This window comes from Acinetobacter sp. B51(2017) (assembly GCF_003711395.1).
In the GTDB taxonomy this organism is placed as follows: Bacteria; Pseudomonadota; Gammaproteobacteria; order Pseudomonadales; family Moraxellaceae; genus Acinetobacter.
The window spans coordinates 1-18,387 of the sequence record NZ_PJRJ01000039.1 but is presented as its reverse complement, the minus strand read 5'-3'; the positions used below and the strand labels follow the sequence as shown (position 1 = coordinate 18,387).

Genomic DNA, 18,387 nt, shown 5'->3' with positions numbered 1-18,387 from the left:
ATATTGAGATTTATTACAATCGGGTCAGAAGGCATTCCGCAAACGGCTGGTTAAGCCCAGAAGCCTTTGAACAGAAATATTTTAAGAATTTAGAGGGATTTGTTGTCCACGATACTGTCTAGGATCAAGTGGCTCAGAATGCGGTGGAGAATAATAGTACTGTTGCTGATATGTATAATGCCAAATTGCAAGGTAAGACACATGCTCAAGTAGCAGAAGATTTGGTTCAAGATGCCGATGAACTTTATAGAAAAAATAATTGTGCAGGATTAAGTGCTACAGCTTGTAATAATAAAATGTATGCTGAGCGAAAAGAGGTACTTTGGTTAGCTACAGGTTTTCTCCCTTTAATAGGCGATATTCAAACTGTTGCACAAGCACAATCAGCTGGTGATGTACTTTGGGCGATGGTTGGAATTGTCCCTGGATTGGGAGAAGCCCGTCAAGCATATAAAGTTGCTGAAAAAGCTGGTGATTTAGCAGGAATGAAAAAAGCCTTAGAACAAGGCACAGCAATAGCAACACAAAAAGGTTATGTGAATAAAACGAAAGTCACTGTAAATCAAACAGCATTAAAAGTTACTTCAAAAACTGACCAAGATTTAGTCACTAGAATTGCGAAAGGTGAAGATAAAGGCGGAGAATTGACCGAACAATTGTTTAACTCCTTGGCAAAACAAAATGGATTTACTGTTATTAAAGGTGGAAAATATGGTTCAAATAATGGATTTGACCATGTTTGGGTGGCGAAAGATGGCAGTGTGACGATACTTTCAGACAGTAAACAAATTACCAATGGGACTGTAAAATTAGCTCCAAATGCAGCCGGTGGAAATACACAATTATCTAAAGCATGGATTGATGCTGTTATAGATAATCTAGCTCCAAATGATCCAACTAGGCAAATTTTAATTAATGCGGATAAAGCAGGAAAGCTTAAAACAGCAGTGACAGGGGTTGATCGAGCTACAGGGCAAGCTGTAATTATTCCTGTTAATGTACCTGCTAAATCCAAACCAACGGTTAAAAAATAATAGGAGGCACGAATGCAAATGAATATGATGTGTGCAAAACGTGAATTTAAAAATGCACAAGAACGTTTTGATCATATGACAATGGTGATCGGAAGTCATTACAAAAATAAAGAGCAGTTATCTTTATCTACGGAGGACTTAAATTATTTAAATGAACGAAAAGCTAATCCATTTGCAGTAATGTATTATTTTTCAAGAGAGATTGATGCGCACATAGCAGGTGCGTGGTTATTTGATCAAGATATTAAAAAATTTAAAAAATTAGCTTATGTTTATTCTAAGTTAAGCGTATTGAATAGCGTAACTCGTGATGATCCTATGCCGTTCTTTTTTCGTTCGGATTATAACAATGTCAAAGAACCCATGTTTCATATGCTGATGAGTGATAGCACTGAAATCAGAGATTTTTTAATTCGAAATATTGAAGAAGTTGCGAATAATACTGAAGACTTAGAAGATGAGTACGATTTAAATCGTCAAATGATTTACAACACCTTACTGATGTTGGAAGGCAAACAATTAGAACGCATAAAACAACGCAGTCAGAAAGTCCTTGATGCGCCAACGCCAAAAACGAAGCAATTTGCTAAAGAACTTGAACTGAGAAAATATGACTTTCAATTTTACATTGCATTTGCAGAACAAGATTTAGATGGGATGAAAAAAGCACTAGAGCCATTTTTTATCAAGAAAATAGCACAAGATGCAGCGAAACATACACTGGTGTATTATGATTTTTATTTACAGCCACAAATTGTCATATACGCAAAATTAGCTTCGATGCATGGTTTTAATTTAGGTATAGACCATGAAATTGCACCAAAAGAGCTGATTCAATATCAGCCATTACCTGAAGAAGAATACCAAGATATTGTCGACTTTATGAAACCATACAAATTTTCGTATCCGTATGCATATTTACAGAATTGGATTGATTACTATTTAAGTAAAACAGATCAGCTTTTTCCAGTTTAAAAGGGATCATGATTATTCCTACGCAATAAGCGGAAGGCATAAAGCAAATAACTATTTAGAGAGTGTTTGAGAAATAACAGAACTTAGGTTTGCTGTTCAATCGTATTTGAGCAGGCTTGTCAGCACCAACAAGCAGTGGGTTGGGCATAGCAGTTGCAACAGCCAGTCCAAAAGTAAGTTATGAAATAGGCCAATACTTTAAGAGCAAAGATGCAGAAGGTAACACAGCACACATTCTAGCGCATACCGTTTTACGAGCGGCAGTTGCAGCAGCAGGTGGAGCAGAAGCGGCAGCACCTTTACTTTCTAAATATTTATATGGCAAAGAGCTCAGTCATTAGCTGAAAACTTACATGAAAAAAATTATAGTAATGAGGAACTTCTAAAAGCGTTAGATAGCTATACACGTGGAACTTTACCAGATAATGCAGACATCATTAAGCATGGAGGTAAAGCATGGCTTAATCTTATTGCAAGTGCTATTCCAGTATCTGGAGGATATAGAGTTTATCAAGGTGGGAAGTGGATATTTTTTTCGCTATCACAGACAAAAAAATTAAATGAGGCTGCAAAGGCTGCTGGGTTTAACGGAGCAATTTCAGGTACTACCTCAGCCGTATCAGGTGATGATAAAGAAGGTATTATGGCTAATACAGTCGCGGGTGCTGGATTTGGTAGTGTTTCATCAATTTTTAAGCCATTACAAACGCTTAAGGGGCAAGTTGTTGGAGGAAGTGTGAGTAATGTGGGTGCTCAAAGTATAGCTAACATATATAGAGAATATAATGGGAAAGAGTCATTTGTAGTGGTTTAATAAAGTTGGACACCAATTTAGGTGATAATGTATTCACCAAAGAGGTGCTCAATGAGAACAAGACGAACATTTACTCCAGAATTCAAATTAGAAGCAGCAAGCCTTGTACTTGATCAAGGCTATTCAATTTTACAGGCCTGTCGTGCTTTAGAGGTTGGGCAGACAGCATTAAAACGTTGGGTTGATCAACTTCAATTTGAACGAACAGGACAATCTCCAACAATGCCTGCTCTAACAGCTGAGCAAAGGGAAATACAACAACTTAAAGCTCGTATCCATCAACTCGAGCAGGAGAAGATGATCCTAAAAAAGGCTACAGCTCTCTTAATGTCAGACGAATTCAAACATATGCGTTGATTGATCAATTAAGAAAGCTAAGCTCTGTTAAATTAATCTGTCGTGCCTTTGGTGTACTGCGTTCAAGCTATTACCATTACCGTTCAACAAGTAAAACTCCTCATCCAGATCGTATCAAGCTTAAAGTGATGATTAAAAGTCTATTTAAGCAAAGTCGTCACTCTCTTGGTAGTCGGGGAATTCGATTTATGTTGTTGAATCAGGGCATTAAGATTGGACGCTATCTGGTACGTAAGTTAATGCGTGAATCAGGTCTTGTTTCCAAACAACGTAAGAAGTACAAATATCAAAGCAACGTAGCTGAAGTCCCTGCTGTTCCAAATATATTAAACAGGAAATTTAAACCTGTTCAGCCTAATCATGTGTGGAGCAGTGACATTACCTATATTTGGACAGGTAAAACATGGGCTTATCTTGCAGTTGTTCTTGATCTGTATGCTCGTCGAGTGATTGGTTGGTCTATGTCGTCCCAAGCAGACCAACATTTAGTCATTAAGGCATTAGATGAAGCATGGCATCGGCGAGGTAAACCGAGTGGCGTGATCTTCCATTCTGATCAAGGCAGCCAATATAAAAGCCTTTTAGTTCGGCATAGGTTGGCGTGCTACGCCATGCAACAAAGTATGAGTCGTAAAGAAACTGTTGGGACAATGCCCCAACAGAAAGGCTTTTTAGAAGTCTCAAGACTGAGTGGATTCCCAAATTGGGATACAGCTCAATTGAAGAAGCGAAGCTAGATGTTGGTCTGTATCTGATGGAATACTACAATCAGATACGACCTCATCGATTTAACGATGGTATCAGTCCTTGTCAGGCTGAAAATGAACTTAAAACTGTGTCCAATATTTGTTGACCACTACAATTAGAACTTAATAAATCTAATGCAGTTGCTGCAGGGCTAATTAGTGGTGGAGCTAAAAAATTAGAAGGACTTGGGATTAAAAGTTGGCAACCTGTAGTTATTGGCTCTTCTGCTAGTATTAATGCTGTTACGTCTGGTAATAACCCGTATAAGGATGTAAATAAAAGGATTGAATCTGATAAATCACAAAAGGATAGGACAAAGTGAATAGTATTTTATTTGAAAAGACTAACTACTATAACACTCAAAATAAAAGACGTGAGTTTGATGGTAATATAATTTTATATATAAGTCTTAGCATATTATCTTTTGTATTGGGGGTTTTTGTAATTAAATACCTAAGAGTAGATGAGTTTTCTTTTAATGAAAAATCGTTTGATTATATGCTTCAATTAGTAGTCGCACTATATTTTATGTTATATATTCCAATAGCTTATTGGTTTAAGATTTTTTTATACTCTAAATCTATAATAACAATAAAATATAGAGAAGACTGCCTAGAAATTCAAACTTTTTTCTTACATAGAAAAATAGAAAACTTTGAACTTTTTTTAGGAGCTGAAATGTATGCTCAAAATATAAATTTTTTATGGTTTAGGGGCAATAAATATTTAGAGCATGAAGAGCCTCTTTTTGTCAATAGTGGTGAAAATTATACGATTCACGATATAGACCGGAACAAATATTATCTAATTACTTTGGCAAAAAAAGAAAGTGAAATTTAATTTTCTCTAAAATTAACCATGAATTAGAGAAAAGAAATTCAGTTGAAAAAAGATGACTGAGTTGATAAGTGAGTTACGACACTGGACTGCCACCTCATCCTCAAACCGACTTTCTTCCAGTCATTCTTCACTCGACTCCAGTCAGACAAGAAGTACCTCCACCACCTGTACCAGAGAAGAAAGCTCTCGCTCATATCAGAATTCCACTGCATCACGAACAAGATTCCGCACAGGATCAGATGATCGAGATCGATTGGCCTGTGGAATCAGTCACTGAATTACTCGTGCTGATACAGGGTTTGACTCAATGATCCGTATCGATGAAATCTGGTTGTCTACTCAACCGATGGATATGCGTGCAGGGATGGATACTGCCATGGCTCAGGTGTTGAAAGCCTTTGGTTCGATCAAACCCCATTGTGCTTACCTGTTCTGTAATAAACGTGGTCATCGCATAAAAGTACTGGTACATGATGGACTGGGCATCTGGCTGTGTGCTCGACGTCTAGAACAAGGCAAATTCCACTGGGCCCAAGTTCATCAAAGTGAAACCATCTCACTCAGTTCGGAGCAGTTACAAGCATTAATACAAGGCTTGCCTTGGCAGAGAATTGGACAAGTGCAAGTGGTCTCCATGCTCTAAACCAAGCCACTTGGTTCTGCTATTCTCCAAAGGTTCTATTCCTTTAGTCTCATGATCTCAGGCATACTGTGGTCATGAATACGCTACCTGATTTAAGCCAACTGACCCATGAACAACTACTGGAATTCACCAGACAATTGGCGATGCAGCATCAACAATTAGAAAAATCAAATCAGCAACTAGATGCCAAAGTTCAACATTTATCCATTCTCAATCAAAAGTACGAGCATGAGCTAGCACTGTTTAAAAAACACAAATTCGGCAGTAAAAATGAACATCTCACCGCCAAACAAATCCATCTGTGGTATGAAGCGGTTGAAGAAGATATCGCAGCAGTCGAGCTGGAACTGGAACGGCTGAATGCAGATAAAACCGATGTAACAACACAGAAAGCCAATAAACCTAAACGTCGTCCATTGCCAACTCACTTAGCTACGATTCGCATCGAGCATGAACCTGCATCAACGCAATGTGCTTGTGGTTGCCAACTGCGTCGTATCGGTGAAGATGTCAGTGAAAAATTGAATTTCAGACCGGCACAGTTCTATAAAGAGCAACATGTACGTGGCAAATGGGTCTGTGATCAGTGCGATACGCTGACACAACAAGCGATGCCTGCGTATGTCATTGATAAAGGTATTGCTTCACCTGAACTACTGAGCCATGTACTTGTATCTAAATATGCTGATCATTTACCACTGTACCGTCAGCGCCTGATCTATCAACGGGCTGGTGTTGATCTTTCTCGATCTACTCTTTCAGATTGGCTTGGTCGCTGTGGTGTGGAACTGGAACCTCTAGCCAATGCCTTAAAACAGGTGGTGTTGCAACAGCAGGTGATTCATGTAGATGAAACACCGGTCACCTTTATGCAACTTGGTGATCAAGAGAAAAAACCGAAAAAAGGTTATGTCTGGGCTTATGCCAGCACACAATACAATCCTATTCAGACGGTGATCTATGACTTCCAGCCGAGTCGTTCAGGTCAGCATGCAGAAGACTTTCTGCAAGACTGGCAGGGTCATTTGGTCTGTGATGATTACAGTGGCTACAAAGCCCGTTTTAAATCAGGTCAAATCATTGAAGTTGGCTGCATGGCGCATGCACGTCGTAAATTCCATGAACTGCATGTGACTGGGAAAAGTCAAATTGCTGAACAGGCATTAGTACTGATTCAAAAACTCTATGCGATAGAAGCAGAACTCAGGAAAGAGACTGATAATACAGCACAACAATGCTACGACTACCGGCAGCAGCATAGTCAACCCGCGATGCAACAACTGTATGAGTGGCTCAAGCAGCATGCTCTCAAGGTGCTACCGAGTTCTGCCACAGCCAAAGCCATTAATTACAGCCTAAAACGTTGGAGTGCTTTAAGCCGCTATCTGGATGATGGTAATTTACCTATAGATATGAGCAGCATTGCTGCGCAAGGGGTGGAAAACCAGATGCGTCCCTGGGCCTTGGGACGTAAAAACTGGCTATTTGCTGGCTCGCTACGAAGTGGTCAGCGAGCGGCGAATATCATGACGCTGATTCAGTCAGCAAAACTGAATGAGCTGGATCCGTATGCCTATTTAAGTGATGTGCTGAAAAGACTACCGACACATAAAGTGACCCAAATAGAAGAATTACTACCACACCGATGGAAACCTGATCCTCATTAAAATATAGCGATGGGGTTCAGCGGATGCTTACGTAATGGATAAATTTTGGTTACTTCTTCTAAACTTTGATGATAAAAAACAATGGAATATTCTTAAAAGTGATGCGTCATGTGTGCATCACATAGTTTTTAATTTATGCTTCCTTTTGGGTATATCTAACCTCTAAATATTTAGATAATTCGAATTTATTTTTTACTTGATACAGCATAAAGATCAGAATTAGATATAAAATTAATTAAATTCGCACATCTTTCTGTATTCCTATCCCTAAAAACAGATCGTTAACTTGCTAACTTAAGCGATCGAAATTTCCGAGAGGAATTCGTTATTAAGCCACCATTCGTATGATTACAATGCTAATTTTCACTCAATATTGTTAAAAATCTCATAACATTTCTTGCATTAAGGACATTGTTCAGATACACATAATCACGTTTTAGTGTCTTGACGAAGGCTTTAGCAATTCCATTAGTATTTCGGCTTCTTTGATGTAATAAATCTAAAAACTAATCCCTATTGCACTTCATTTGAGAATCTAAGTCCTTATTCGAATTGTCTTTATAGAAGGATTTTTTGTACAAACCTATCACTGAGTAATCAGTTAACCAAAATGTAACGGCATTTCGCTAAGCACTTGTTTTCGTTGTTGCCAATCAGGCATATGCTCATCTAAAAGACTGATAAATCGGTTACCATGATTTGCTTCAAGTAAATGTAAAAGCTCATGTAGAATAATATATTCAACGCTCGCTTTCGGTTTTTTAGCAAGCTCAGTATTTAAACGAATATTTTTGTCTTTAGGGTTACAGCTTCCCCATTTTGTTTTCATTGTACTTACGAGCAGTTTATTGGGCTGAACGTGGAGTTTTTCAGCCCACTGTAGAATAAGAGGTTCAGCAAATTTGCGTAACTCTTTACGATACCAACGATTTACGTAACTTTGACGTTGCTCTAAGGAGTAATTTTCTGGGCAGAAGAAGACCATATTAAATGAATCATATTTAATAGATGGGCGTTCGGCTCTTGCGACGCTAAGTAGGTAACGTTGTCCCCAAATGTAAATACTCTCACGTTCGACATAAATACGTTTGGTTTCTCGGGATTGTTCCTTAAACTTCTTTTGTTCTTTTTTGATCCAAGAAAGTTTAGAGATTGCATAGAGTTTTAACGATTCTTCAGATACATAGGAAGGAGCCGTCATTTTGACAACACCTTCTGGTGGATAAACACTTAAATGAATGTTTTCAATATCTTTAAGTGTTAGGTCAATCGTAATATCACCAATGCGAATAATCATCTAAACTCGTCGTGTCCTGTGAAGATATCCATTAGTTTATCTAATAAATCTTCATCTTGGATTTGTTTCTTAACCATATTTCGTAATTTTGCTGTCTTAAGGCGATGTGTTTGAAAACCAGCAGGTTTATTGTTCATAACAAATTCATGTAGTTCGAGAGCTTGTTCTTCATGCTTAAATAAATTAAACAGCGCCTTTTTACCCGTGGTATCGATTTTAGCACTGGTTTTCACCACTGTACCTGAATGTACTTGCTTGGCGAGTTGTTCAATTTTCTTTAAATATTCTGCATAGCGGTCTGCGCTGTCCTTACGGATTTTGATGACTTCTTCTAATAGACCTGACATTTTGGCATGGAATGCAGGGTCAGCGAGATGGTCTTTGATTAAAGTACTTCGGATGTTGTTTTCAATCGTTTCTGCGACTGAGTTTCGATCCTTCATATTGTTCAATTTTTTGGTGATTGTTTCTGCAATACCTGTTTCCACAATTAGTTGAATTAGAGTTTTATCTTCAAACGAGCTAACTTTGACCGAGTTTTTAGCATCAATATAATTATCAATCAGATAACGCATATCTGCTTCAAAAGTTTTGAGGTCGAGATATTCACCCGCACGTAAACGAACTTTTTCTCTTAAATCTAAATAAAAGGCTTCTTTCGCTTTAATTTCTTTGATTTCTTCAGCTGTATAACCCAGTTCAGCAAATTCATCTTTGGCATTAGCAAAGGCACGGAAGAAAGTTGCAACGGATTTATACAAGGTAATACGTCTTTGATAGGTGGCTTTAAGATCATCAGGGTTTTCTGAGTTGCCACAAAAGAATTTTAGGCGATCTTCTTCACAGCTATTTGGTTGCACCATTTGCATCAGCAAATTGAGTTGTTCCATCGCATTGTCTAAATGCTCTTTCGCCATAATCTTACGATTTTTAATCTCAATTTGTGCTTCTTCAGATGCTGAAGTGTCTAATTCAGAGTTATAGACAGCAATGGCTTTTGCCATTTTCTGAAATAGGTTTTTGTAGTCAATGATTAAACCATATTCTTTATCGGCAGTGTCTAGGCGGTTAGTACGACAAATGGCTTGGAAAAGTCCATGATCTTGCATCGATTTATCTAAGTACAAGACCGAACAAGAGGGTGCATCAAAACCTGTTAAAAGCTTATCGACAACAATCAGCAGTTTCATTTCTGTTGGATGATCGACAAATTTTTTCTTAGCATTATCGGTATAGGTTTCTGCCTTGGTTTTTTGCGGTTCAGCTTTTACATTTTGCAGAATCTTGTCATAGGTTGCATAAATGTATTGGTCTTCCGTTTCGGTATGGCTATCTACAATAGATTTGCTGACTTTCGCAGGACTTGGCTCATAAGAGGTAATTAACGCACAACGTTTTCGTAGAATCGGCGAGTTACTATCTTGAATGAGATTGTAGTACTTACATGCTTCATAAATGCTAGATGCGACTAAAATAGCTGTACCACGCTGTTTAAGGCGTGGAATTCTTTGCATAAAGTCATTATTTATATCAAGCATGATTTTACGCATACGTTGCTCAGAGCTATTCAGCTTTTGACGCGTACCCCATTCTTTTTTTAGCTCAACTTCTTGCCATTCGTTTAACTTACGAGTACGTACCGTTTCTTTAAACCAATCGTCAATCGCATCTTGATCTGAGATGTATTGATCGACATCACGTGCTTCATATGCCAAATCTAGAATCACACCATCTTCTACTGCTTCTTTAAATAAGTAGGTATGAATATAGCCACCAAAGACTTCTAAACTGTTTTTAGCATCTTTTTTAAGAAGAGGTGTTCCTGTAAAACCAATCATCACGGCTTGTGGAATGATGGCTTTCATATAGCGATGTAAATCACCACTTTGAGTACGGTGACATTCATCAATAAAGACGATCACTTCACCAAATACTTTAGATTTTTGTTTAGCAAGATCAGCAATGAAGGTATCGATATCTTCGACATCACGTTGTCCAAACTTATGGATCAGGGTACAGAGCAAGCGTTCCTCAGGATTTTGTAGCGCACTCATTAAGTTTGCGCCACTGCTTGCTCGGGTGACTTTTCGACCTGATTGAGTAAATACCTTTTCAATTTGTTTATCGAGTTCGTCACGGTCAGTAATAACCACAACACGGGCATGGGGTTTATTTTGTAAAATCCATTTGGCAAGCATGACCATCAAGATACTTTTACCTGCACCTTGGGTATGCCAAATAATCCCGCTTTGTTTTTTATTGACGTATTGTTGCGCTGCTTTTAAACCAAAATACTGATGTGAACGAGGCAGTTTTTTTACGCCAGCATCGAAAATAATGCAGTCGTAGATGATTTCTAATAAGCGTTCTTTATTACACAGACGACGCAAATATTTAAACAGGATATTGTCTTCTTCAACATCTGCGTCTTCTTTCCAGTTTAAATAAAACTTAGATGGGGTGAGGGTAGTCCCATATTGCAAGCCTTGTGACGTATTACCTGCAATTAAAAGTTGTGTGGTATTAAAGAACCAAGGGTTAAATTCAGCTTGTTGATTTGAGACTAATTGGGCAATGCCTTCACCGAGTGACACACTGCCACGTTTAAGTTCTATCACACCAATAGCAATACCATTGATATATAACACGAGGTCAGGACGACGGTCTGCTTCAACGCCTTTTAGTGTAACTTCTTCAGCCACATAAAAGCGGTTATTTGCTCGGTTTTTCCAGTCGATGAGAAAAATGGTTTTTTCATTTTCTTCGGCGCTCATTTTGACACCGACGCCCATACGCAATTTGCCGTAGAAGGTTTTATTGACCTCATATAAGCCATCGTATTTATTTGACAGGACTTTATTTAACTCGTCATAGACCTTGCTGATCTCCTGATCTGAATGACCTTGAGATTTTAAGAATTCAGTTAAATATTCAGGTTCAATATTGCTATTGTTTTCACGGTACTGCCAGTTACCTAAGTGGATAAAGCCTAGGCTTTGTAATACAGCAATGACTTGTTGTTGGGTATGTGCTTCATTGTTTACGGTATAGTCCATATTGATTGTGTCTAAAGTCATGTTGTGTATTACTCCCCCTAAAATTTTATAGTTGCTCTAGGCGAAACGAATTTCGCCAGTGAGTAGTTTTTGCATCATGCCAATTTTGATGGCTTTGGCTTTCTCTAATTTTTTATTTAACGTTTCTATTTCCTTAATATGATTAAATAAAATTTTAGAGATTGACTCCTGTTCATCTTTAGATGGAAGAGCTAGAATAATATTTTTAAAGGTACTCTTTGATAAGCTGTAGACTTTTAGGCCTGATGCTAAACGTTTATATTGTTTGATGATTAATGGATTAGAACTAATAAAGCTACGGAAACCCAGTGCAAAGTTTTCTTTAATATCTCTAGCTAAGAAAGTATGTAGTCCGCTAACAACTTTAATATTTGGTTGATTTAATACTTCTATGCTTTTTCCTATTCCATTTAAGTCTTCGGAAGCATCTGCAATAATTAAATCACCTTGTTGAATAGCAGCATAATTCATTACTTGATTAGTTGAAACGTATCCTGATACAAAAGTATTTGTATCAATACAATAGTCTAATTTGGTGTGAATATCGCCATAATGAATACATGCACAAGTATTATGTTCTGCAGTTAGTTGATCTCGAGAAAATGAAGCTGTAGATAGGAAACTAAAAACATCTGTAAAATATTTTAAATTCCAATCCTCAGGAATTTTTCCTAACTCTGAGTCTTTATAGCCTTTTGCCGTCCCATCTTCATTAAAAGCAAACTCCTTTAAGCGTTGTTTACCTGTTAAAAGATTGACCATTAAACCTTCTTTGATCATCTTTTTCTTTTCGATGAGCTTTTCTAATGCAGAAATATAGTTGTCTGCATCAGTTAAAGCTTGAGCGATTTTTTGTTGTTCGGCTAGTGGTGGAATTCTTAAGGGACAGTCTAAGACTTCTTTTTTCTTTAAATTTGTTTGTTTAACCCCATCATCAAAACTTAAAAAATATTCATTGCGATTCAGCATTCTGAAAATGAAATTTGCATGATAGGAGCTATTTACAGTTAATAAAGCAATTCTTTGATTAACTGTATAGTAGTTAGGCTTATCCACAAAAAAACATTTAGCTATTGCTCTACCATTAGGCACATCACTTAACACCATTAATATATCTGATTTATTGGCGAGTTGATTTGCAACAGTACTAAATTTTTGTACAGAACCTTCGGTTGAAATAAATTTCGAATTTACTAAACAGTAATCACCAAATTCAGAAACATACATTTCATGAGCCTGTCCATTTTTGTATGTTACAACCTCATTTAATGTAACTTCTTTCCATTCGATATTAACTTGGCTCATAGCTCAAACCCCATTGCAACCAAATGAGCTTCAACTTGTTTTTCTAAATCTTCAACACTTTTCGTCAGTTGCCCTAAAGTAAACTCATAACGCTCCGCCAACTCACGTACACGCACGGTTAAACGCTGTGCCACACGCTCAACATCAGCATTAATTTGCTTGGCTAAATCGGCAAGCCATTTATCATCCGTTACCAATTCCTTAATTTCAGACTCGGTTAAATTGGCATAATAATTAAAAGTATCAGTATCTAGTTTGGTTTCTAAATCTTTTACTAAGGTCTTTTGAGCTTTAATCTTATTGGTTAAATCCATCCAACGATAAAGCACCGCCAAATTATCAAAATTATCTAGCGAATCTTCACCTTGATTATTTTTGATTAACTCAGAAATACCATTTTCAAAAATCTCATATTTATTTTTCATGAGTTTTTGCGCATTTTTCAATTGTGTAAAGGCAGTAGCATAACGCTCAATAATCGACTTTTCTTCACTTGACTGTTGTTCAGCAAAAGCAGCCATCTTTTTGGCTGTGGTATTTTTGGCTTTGAGCATTAACGCAATAATTGTATTTTCTTTTTCTAATCCGTCCAAAATACCTTGCGCATTTTCCAGTTGTTGCTGTGCAGCACTGTAAATTGAAAAATCAGCCGCATAAGCCTTTGGAGCAGCATCTAACACTTCAGATTGCCAAAGCTCTTTCACATCTTTTTCTTTAATACCTTGCTCAAGAATATCATCATCACCTGAATGGTTTTCTTCATGCTCAGTCAGTTCTTGAGTCAGCTCATCTAACTTGGCTTGTTCACGTGCTAACTCATCGCGACGATCAGCAAAGTAGCGATTAATCACTACTTCTTTTGGTACTAAGTCAGCTTTCCAACCTTTATCTTTTTTCTGACCTTTTACCGTTTCAATAATACGCTCAGCATTGACCTTCCAATCATCGGCAGCAATGATATAAGCATCATCTTGCATAATGCCTTCCCAGTAATCCATCAAGATTTGATAGATACTGTAATGATTGACGAGGTCTTGCCCTCGATAGTGAGCAAGTAAAGATTCTGACAGTTCAGTAATTAATTCTTTAGGCTCAAATTCATTGGCTTTGAGTGATTTAAGTTTGACTTCAGCTTGATCTGCCCAGACTTGGAAATGCGCTTGCATTTTTTCTTTAAATGCAACGAATTCTGAATCTTGGTTAATAAAGCTTTTAACTTCATGTGTCGCACAGTTAAGAGAGGAATAACCATCACGTAGTGGGCTAAAGAGCTTGGTTTTAAGCTGAGGACAAACTTTCCAATAGTCGGCTAAATCTTCAACGTCGGTGTTTGGAATACCACCTTGTAAATGCGCTTCAATATCTTGGATATCTTCAGCTTCACTATTGTCGATATAACGAGGCAAGTTGAGGTTATAGCCATTTTTAATGATTTCATCTAAACCGACCATACGCGCATAACGCTTGTCATGCGCTTCAGGGTTTTTAAAGGCATCAATGATTTTATGCAAATCACGCTCACGTAGACGATTTTTCGCACCATCTTTAATAAAGCCTTGGCTCGCATCAATCATGAGAATGCCTTTACGTGCTGAGGCATTTTCACGATCAATCACGATAATACAAGCAGGGATACCTGTACCGTAGAACAAGTTAGCAGGTAGACCAATAATAGCTTTAATAAAACCATAATCTACTAATTTTTGGCGAATATCAGCTTCTGCATTACCACGGAATAAAACACCATGAGGCAGAATACATGCTGCTTTACCTGTCGATTTTAAAGATTTGATGATATGAAGCAGGTACGCGTAGTCCCCTTGCTTTGATGGAGGAATACCAAACTCTTCAAAACGACCATACACATCTGCATCTGCCGTAGAAATATCTAAGCCCATTGACCATTTTTTATCTGAAAACGGTGGGTTGGCTACAATGAAGTCAAAATGTTGTAATTCACCATCGACAAGAAATTTAGGCGTTGCAAGAGTATTCCCTTGGCGGATTTCTGCTGTAGGCGAACCATGTAAGAACATGTTCATTTGTGCCAAAATGCTTGTTGAAGCATCTTTTTCTTGACCATATAGCGAAATATCATCACGGTTAGCTTTAGCAGCGACACGAAGGAGTAGTGAGCCTGAACCACAGGTTGGATCGTAAACCGTGGTATCACCACGTGCTTCATATTCATCAATACCCACAATTGAGGCAACAATACGGCTAACTTCTGTTGGTGTATAGAATTGACCTTTACTCTTACCACTTTCAGAAGCAAAGTGACCCATGAGGTATTCAAAAGCATCGCCAAGTAAGTCATCGCCATTGGCAAGGTGATTGGAGAAATCAAGTTCTGGACGTTGGAAAATCGCAATAAGGTCAGTTAAACGATCTACTTTTTCTTGACCATCACCAAGTTTGGTTGAGTCATTAAAGTCAGGCATTGCTTTAACATTCAGCGCACAGGCTTCAGCAAGCGGGGCAACAATTTGCTTATTAATGAGGTCGCCAATCTCAGCATTACCTTTGAGCTCAATCATGGCACTAAATGTTGCTGAATCTGGAATCTCGATAAAATCTAATTGTTCTTTTTTATCACTGACATATTTGATAAAGAGTAAAACTAAAATGTAGTCTTTATATTGGCTTGAATCCATACCTCCACGAAGGTTGTCACAGCTTTCCCAAAGTGAAGAATAGAGTTCTGATTTTTTAATAGCCATAGTAACTGCAATATAAAAGCTTAAACGGAAGTTGAGCTGAATATTAGCAAAATTAAGATTGGGATGTGCATAGGATTAGTAAAATAAAATATACTTTAGTTGTACTAAGCGACAAATAGCGACGCCTTTAGGTTTATATAGATCATTGAATCGATTATATTATTTATTTTAAAGCAGAATATAATAATGGGGGCATTATGGAATTGTTAGCATCGGATATTCTAGGGGAACAATCGAGTGCTAGACATATTCTAAAGCGAATTTTTGAGTCGCGTAAACTTACTGAGCCAACAAGTCATCCCCTGTACACCTATCATATTACCTTAGAAGAATATCAAGACCTAAAGCATACGCTTAGATATAGCAAACAAGATCAAAAAAGCCATAAACCTAGTCGAGAATGGTGTGCAGTTTTTACGCTATTTGTCTCAGAATGGTTTCGTCGAGAGTATAAAAGTGGTTGGAGTTGGGGCCCTGTATATAATGCATTAGGTTTTCAACCTTTAGATAATATTCGTTATGTGGTTCAACAAGGCTTAGAAGGTTTTTGGAAACGTCCAATTCTTAAATTTGAAGGCTCAAATCATACCAATTATTTAGGGTCTGCATTTAAAGAAGGGGGATTCCCTTCAAATCTTTTAATGGAGCAAGGTAATCATTACCAGTCAGTATTTAAACGTATTGTGGCGCAGTTCAGTCACTATAGACATTATAACCCTGCAATAAATGACCAATTGATTCAAGCGTATACTCAATATCTGCCTGAAGCATTCAAGGAGCATGAAACGCGAGTGCTTATTTCAGATATGGCAGAACATCTTGTTCATTTAGTAGAAACACACCAATTAGACAATACGGATAACCCAGCAGCTTATTTATCCATAAATTTCCCCAAGTGGAGGGAAGTGTTTCCTCTACCATTAGAAAGTAGTGTGGCGGAACAGTTTTTAAATCAGTTGCTCGTTACTTCTAGTACTGAATTGAAGCAAATGAAAACAAAACAGGATGCTTTATCCTGTACGAGTTTCTTTAACCGTAATTCTAATCAAATATTAACTGAAGTTTTCCTGCCTAACTCACTAGAAATTACTTTAGAGGATGTTAAAGGGATTCCTCCTCGTGTAGAAATTGTGTTGTATGAAGCACATGAACCGTTAGCAAAAATTGGCGCAGCAACATTTATGGCAAGACCTGAAGCTGATAAGCCAGTGAATATACGTATAGGTGCACAAACGCGCATTATTACTAGAAAAAATTATCAACATGGATTGATTCTGGCGCTACAAAATAAAGATCAGATTCTTTTTCGAAAAGAATTACCCCAAACATGTTTAGAAATCGGTAGTGTTCCTGTGGCATTTGCACAGGATGAGGGAGAACTTTGTCCATTTATTGGGCAGGCTTCATTTAAGACAGCAGAAGCAGAAATCATTTTACTTTTACCGCCATCATATCAATTTACTTCTCAGGACTGTGTCACTGGGCATTTGTCGAATGCTTTTGGTCAACATGTTTATAAGGCGAAAGGTGATATTGAAATTATTGGTGATAATCAAGAGCAATATCAGATTCAATGCTCTAAATATCACGATAAATCAGAGCTTGTAGATCTTTTTGGTACGAAGTTTCCTTGGCCTACAGTACCTGCGTTGGCTTTTTTAGGAAGACCTAAGGCACGTTATATAGAAACGGGTTTGCAGTCAAAAAATGATAGTTTAGCTATTTATGCAGAACAAAAGCTTTTAGCTCATCATGTGGGTTCTGCAGCATATGGTGTAAAGACTTTAACCGTTAAAAATGTAGCTCAAAATGTGGTGCTACGTCGCAAGGTTGTAATTTTTCCTGAAGACCTAAAAATAGAATTATTGGCAGGAGATACGCCTAATGAAGCTGATATTCGTCTACTAACCAAAAGTAATATCATTTGTTTAGGGATCACTGCTGATCATCAAGCAGAGAGCTTTAAGTCGCGTAAACTGAATGATGATATACATGGGCAATATGGTTATGAGTACCATCTAAAATGCAATGAGCATCCACCTGAAAATATCAAACTTAATTTGATGCTGAATTTGGGAGATCAAGTAGATTTATTACTACCATTTCCATCACATGGTGCAACGCTCTATAACGGAAATCACCAGCCAATTAAACAAAAAGTATTAACTGTAGACGATTTGCTCGGTTCAAGATTATGTCTATATGCACCAGAGGATAAGCTGACCAATTTTCGGATGACAATCAGGCTGAAAAGCAGTCATATTCGTGATATAGATGCCCCTTATTACAAATGGCAATTTTTGGTGAGTGGAAAACCACATCAAGAATCACTTATTCATTATCGAGCTGAAATAGAAGAATTATTGGCATTAACAAAAGATTTAGATGCACGGATTATTCTCGAAGTCACTGGTGGGAAACAATCTTTAAATTATGAAATTAAACATTATCAAACTGAGTTTGAAATAGATGCACAAGGTCATTATTTTTTAAGTGGTCTGAATCTTTCAGGTTCACAACTGGTTGATCCAGTCATCATGGTTTTAAACCAACCTGAACAGGCCGTTTTACCACTAGAGCCAATTACAACTGAAGGGGTTGAAACAGGTAAGTATAGATTACCAAGATTGGGTAATGTGGGTCCATGCTTAATTATTCCTAGAGATGAAAGGTCTATTAAATTTAGACCGAAATTCTGATCCTAGCCAAAATAATGGACAGCACGTCCCTCTAAAGATAACGTAACTTTAATCTTTGGAGATTCAAGAAATGGCTAAACGTTTTAGTCCTGAATTTAAACAGCAAGCGATTGATTATGCACTTTCAAACTCCCACGAACCTATAGTTGCAATCGCCCAGAAATTAGGTGTGGGTTATTCAACTTTAGACAAATGGATTCGTGAGGCCAATC

At 37.5% G+C, this 18,387-nt stretch carries 12 protein-coding genes and 3 pseudogenes; 11 read left to right on the top strand and 4 right to left on the bottom strand.

What is annotated here, in order from left to right; all coding sequences use genetic code 11:
- The 9 genes and pseudogenes from CYK47_RS13675 to tnpC form a co-directional block, all read left to right on the top strand.
- A pseudogene (locus tag CYK47_RS13675) lies at positions 1 to 122 on the top strand (IS3 family transposase); the annotation flags it as partial.
- 6 nt (positions 123 to 128) lie between these two features.
- Positions 129 to 1,034 (top strand): hypothetical protein, encoded by a 906-nt coding sequence (locus CYK47_RS13670; protein ID WP_252150292.1) that lies wholly within the window; start codon positions 129 to 131, stop codon positions 1,032 to 1,034.
- 12 nt (positions 1,035 to 1,046) lie between these two features.
- Positions 1,047 to 2,009 (top strand): Imm49 family immunity protein, encoded by a 963-nt coding sequence (locus CYK47_RS13665; protein WP_122902364.1) that lies wholly within the window; start codon positions 1,047 to 1,049, stop codon positions 2,007 to 2,009.
- 77 nt (positions 2,010 to 2,086) lie between these two features.
- Positions 2,087 to 2,338: pseudogene (locus CYK47_RS13660) on the top strand (VENN motif pre-toxin domain-containing protein); the annotation flags it as partial.
- 314 nt (positions 2,339 to 2,652) lie between these two features.
- Entirely contained in the window at positions 2,653 to 2,823 is a 171-nt protein-coding gene (locus CYK47_RS15515; RefSeq protein ID WP_164709210.1) for a hypothetical protein, read from the top strand.
- A gap of 27 nt (positions 2,824 to 2,850) precedes the next feature.
- Positions 2,851 to 4,033 (top strand): annotated as a pseudogene (locus CYK47_RS13655) (IS3 family transposase).
- A 212-nt stretch (positions 4,034 to 4,245) separates the two neighbouring features.
- On the top strand, positions 4,246 to 4,767 hold the full coding sequence (locus CYK47_RS13645; protein WP_122902363.1) for a hypothetical protein: 522 nt from the start codon (positions 4,246 to 4,248) through the stop codon (positions 4,765 to 4,767).
- A 307-nt stretch (positions 4,768 to 5,074) separates the two neighbouring features.
- Positions 5,075 to 5,410, top strand: coding sequence for an IS66 family insertion sequence element accessory protein TnpB (gene tnpB / locus CYK47_RS13635; protein WP_122902362.1), 336 nt, complete (start codon positions 5,075 to 5,077; stop codon positions 5,408 to 5,410).
- 74 nt (positions 5,411 to 5,484) lie between these two features.
- On the top strand, positions 5,485 to 7,077 hold the full coding sequence (tnpC, locus tag CYK47_RS13630; protein ID WP_122902361.1) for an IS66 family transposase: 1,593 nt from the start codon (positions 5,485 to 5,487) through the stop codon (positions 7,075 to 7,077).
- 601 nt (positions 7,078 to 7,678) lie between these two features.
- Here tnpC and CYK47_RS13625 read toward each other — a convergent pair.
- From CYK47_RS13625 to CYK47_RS13610, 4 genes are read right to left on the bottom strand one after another with little or no spacing between them, the layout of a single operon-like run.
- Positions 7,679 to 8,374 (bottom strand): M48 family metallopeptidase, encoded by a 696-nt coding sequence (locus CYK47_RS13625; RefSeq protein ID WP_122902360.1) that lies wholly within the window; start codon positions 8,372 to 8,374, stop codon positions 7,679 to 7,681.
- The gene (locus tag CYK47_RS13620) at positions 8,371 to 11,451 is read right to left on the bottom strand and encodes a type I restriction endonuclease subunit R (RefSeq protein ID WP_122902359.1); all 3,081 of its coding nucleotides are present in this window, start codon (positions 11,449 to 11,451) and stop codon (positions 8,371 to 8,373) included. The genes CYK47_RS13625 and CYK47_RS13620 overlap by 4 nt, the downstream gene beginning before the upstream one ends.
- A gap of 36 nt (positions 11,452 to 11,487) precedes the next feature.
- Positions 11,488 to 12,756, bottom strand: a complete 1,269-nt coding sequence (locus CYK47_RS13615; protein ID WP_122902358.1) for a restriction endonuclease subunit S — start codon at positions 12,754 to 12,756, stop codon at positions 11,488 to 11,490.
- Positions 12,753 to 15,476 carry an HsdM family class I SAM-dependent methyltransferase gene (locus tag CYK47_RS13610; RefSeq protein WP_122902357.1) on the bottom strand — a complete coding sequence of 908 codons (2,724 nt, stop codon included), beginning with the start codon at positions 15,474 to 15,476 and terminating at the stop codon, positions 12,753 to 12,755. The genes CYK47_RS13615 and CYK47_RS13610 overlap by 4 nt, the downstream gene beginning before the upstream one ends.
- 197 nt (positions 15,477 to 15,673) lie before the next feature.
- Here CYK47_RS13610 and CYK47_RS13605 point away from each other — a divergent pair, with 197 nt between their 5' ends.
- Together CYK47_RS13605 and CYK47_RS13600 are read left to right on the top strand one after the other, a co-directional pair.
- Positions 15,674 to 18,175, top strand: coding sequence for an STY4851/ECs_5259 family protein (locus CYK47_RS13605; RefSeq protein ID WP_252150291.1), 2,502 nt, complete (start codon positions 15,674 to 15,676; stop codon positions 18,173 to 18,175).
- 70 nt (positions 18,176 to 18,245) lie between these two features.
- A partial coding sequence (locus CYK47_RS13600) for a transposase (RefSeq protein ID WP_164709209.1) occupies positions 18,246 to 18,387 on the top strand: 142 nt, incomplete at its 3' end.

Coding starts and splice junctions, on each gene's coding strand:
- CYK47_RS13665 (WP_122902364.1), top strand. CDS start 1,047: ATGCAAATGAATATGATGTGTGCAAAACGTGAATTTAAAAATGCACAA.
- CYK47_RS15515 (WP_164709210.1), top strand. CDS start 2,653: ATGGCTAATACAGTCGCGGGTGCTGGATTTGGTAGTGTTTCATCAATT.
- tnpB (WP_122902362.1), top strand. CDS start 5,075: ATGATCCGTATCGATGAAATCTGGTTGTCTACTCAACCGATGGATATG.
- tnpC (WP_122902361.1), top strand. CDS start 5,485: ATGAATACGCTACCTGATTTAAGCCAACTGACCCATGAACAACTACTG.
- CYK47_RS13625 (WP_122902360.1), bottom strand. CDS start 8,374: ATGATTATTCGCATTGGTGATATTACGATTGACCTAACACTTAAAGAT.
- CYK47_RS13620 (WP_122902359.1), bottom strand. CDS start 11,451: ATGACTTTAGACACAATCAATATGGACTATACCGTAAACAATGAAGCA.
- CYK47_RS13615 (WP_122902358.1), bottom strand. CDS start 12,756: ATGAGCCAAGTTAATATCGAATGGAAAGAAGTTACATTAAATGAGGTT.
- CYK47_RS13610 (WP_122902357.1), bottom strand. CDS start 15,476: ATGGCTATTAAAAAATCAGAACTCTATTCTTCACTTTGGGAAAGCTGT.
- CYK47_RS13605 (WP_252150291.1), top strand. CDS start 15,674: ATGGAATTGTTAGCATCGGATATTCTAGGGGAACAATCGAGTGCTAGA.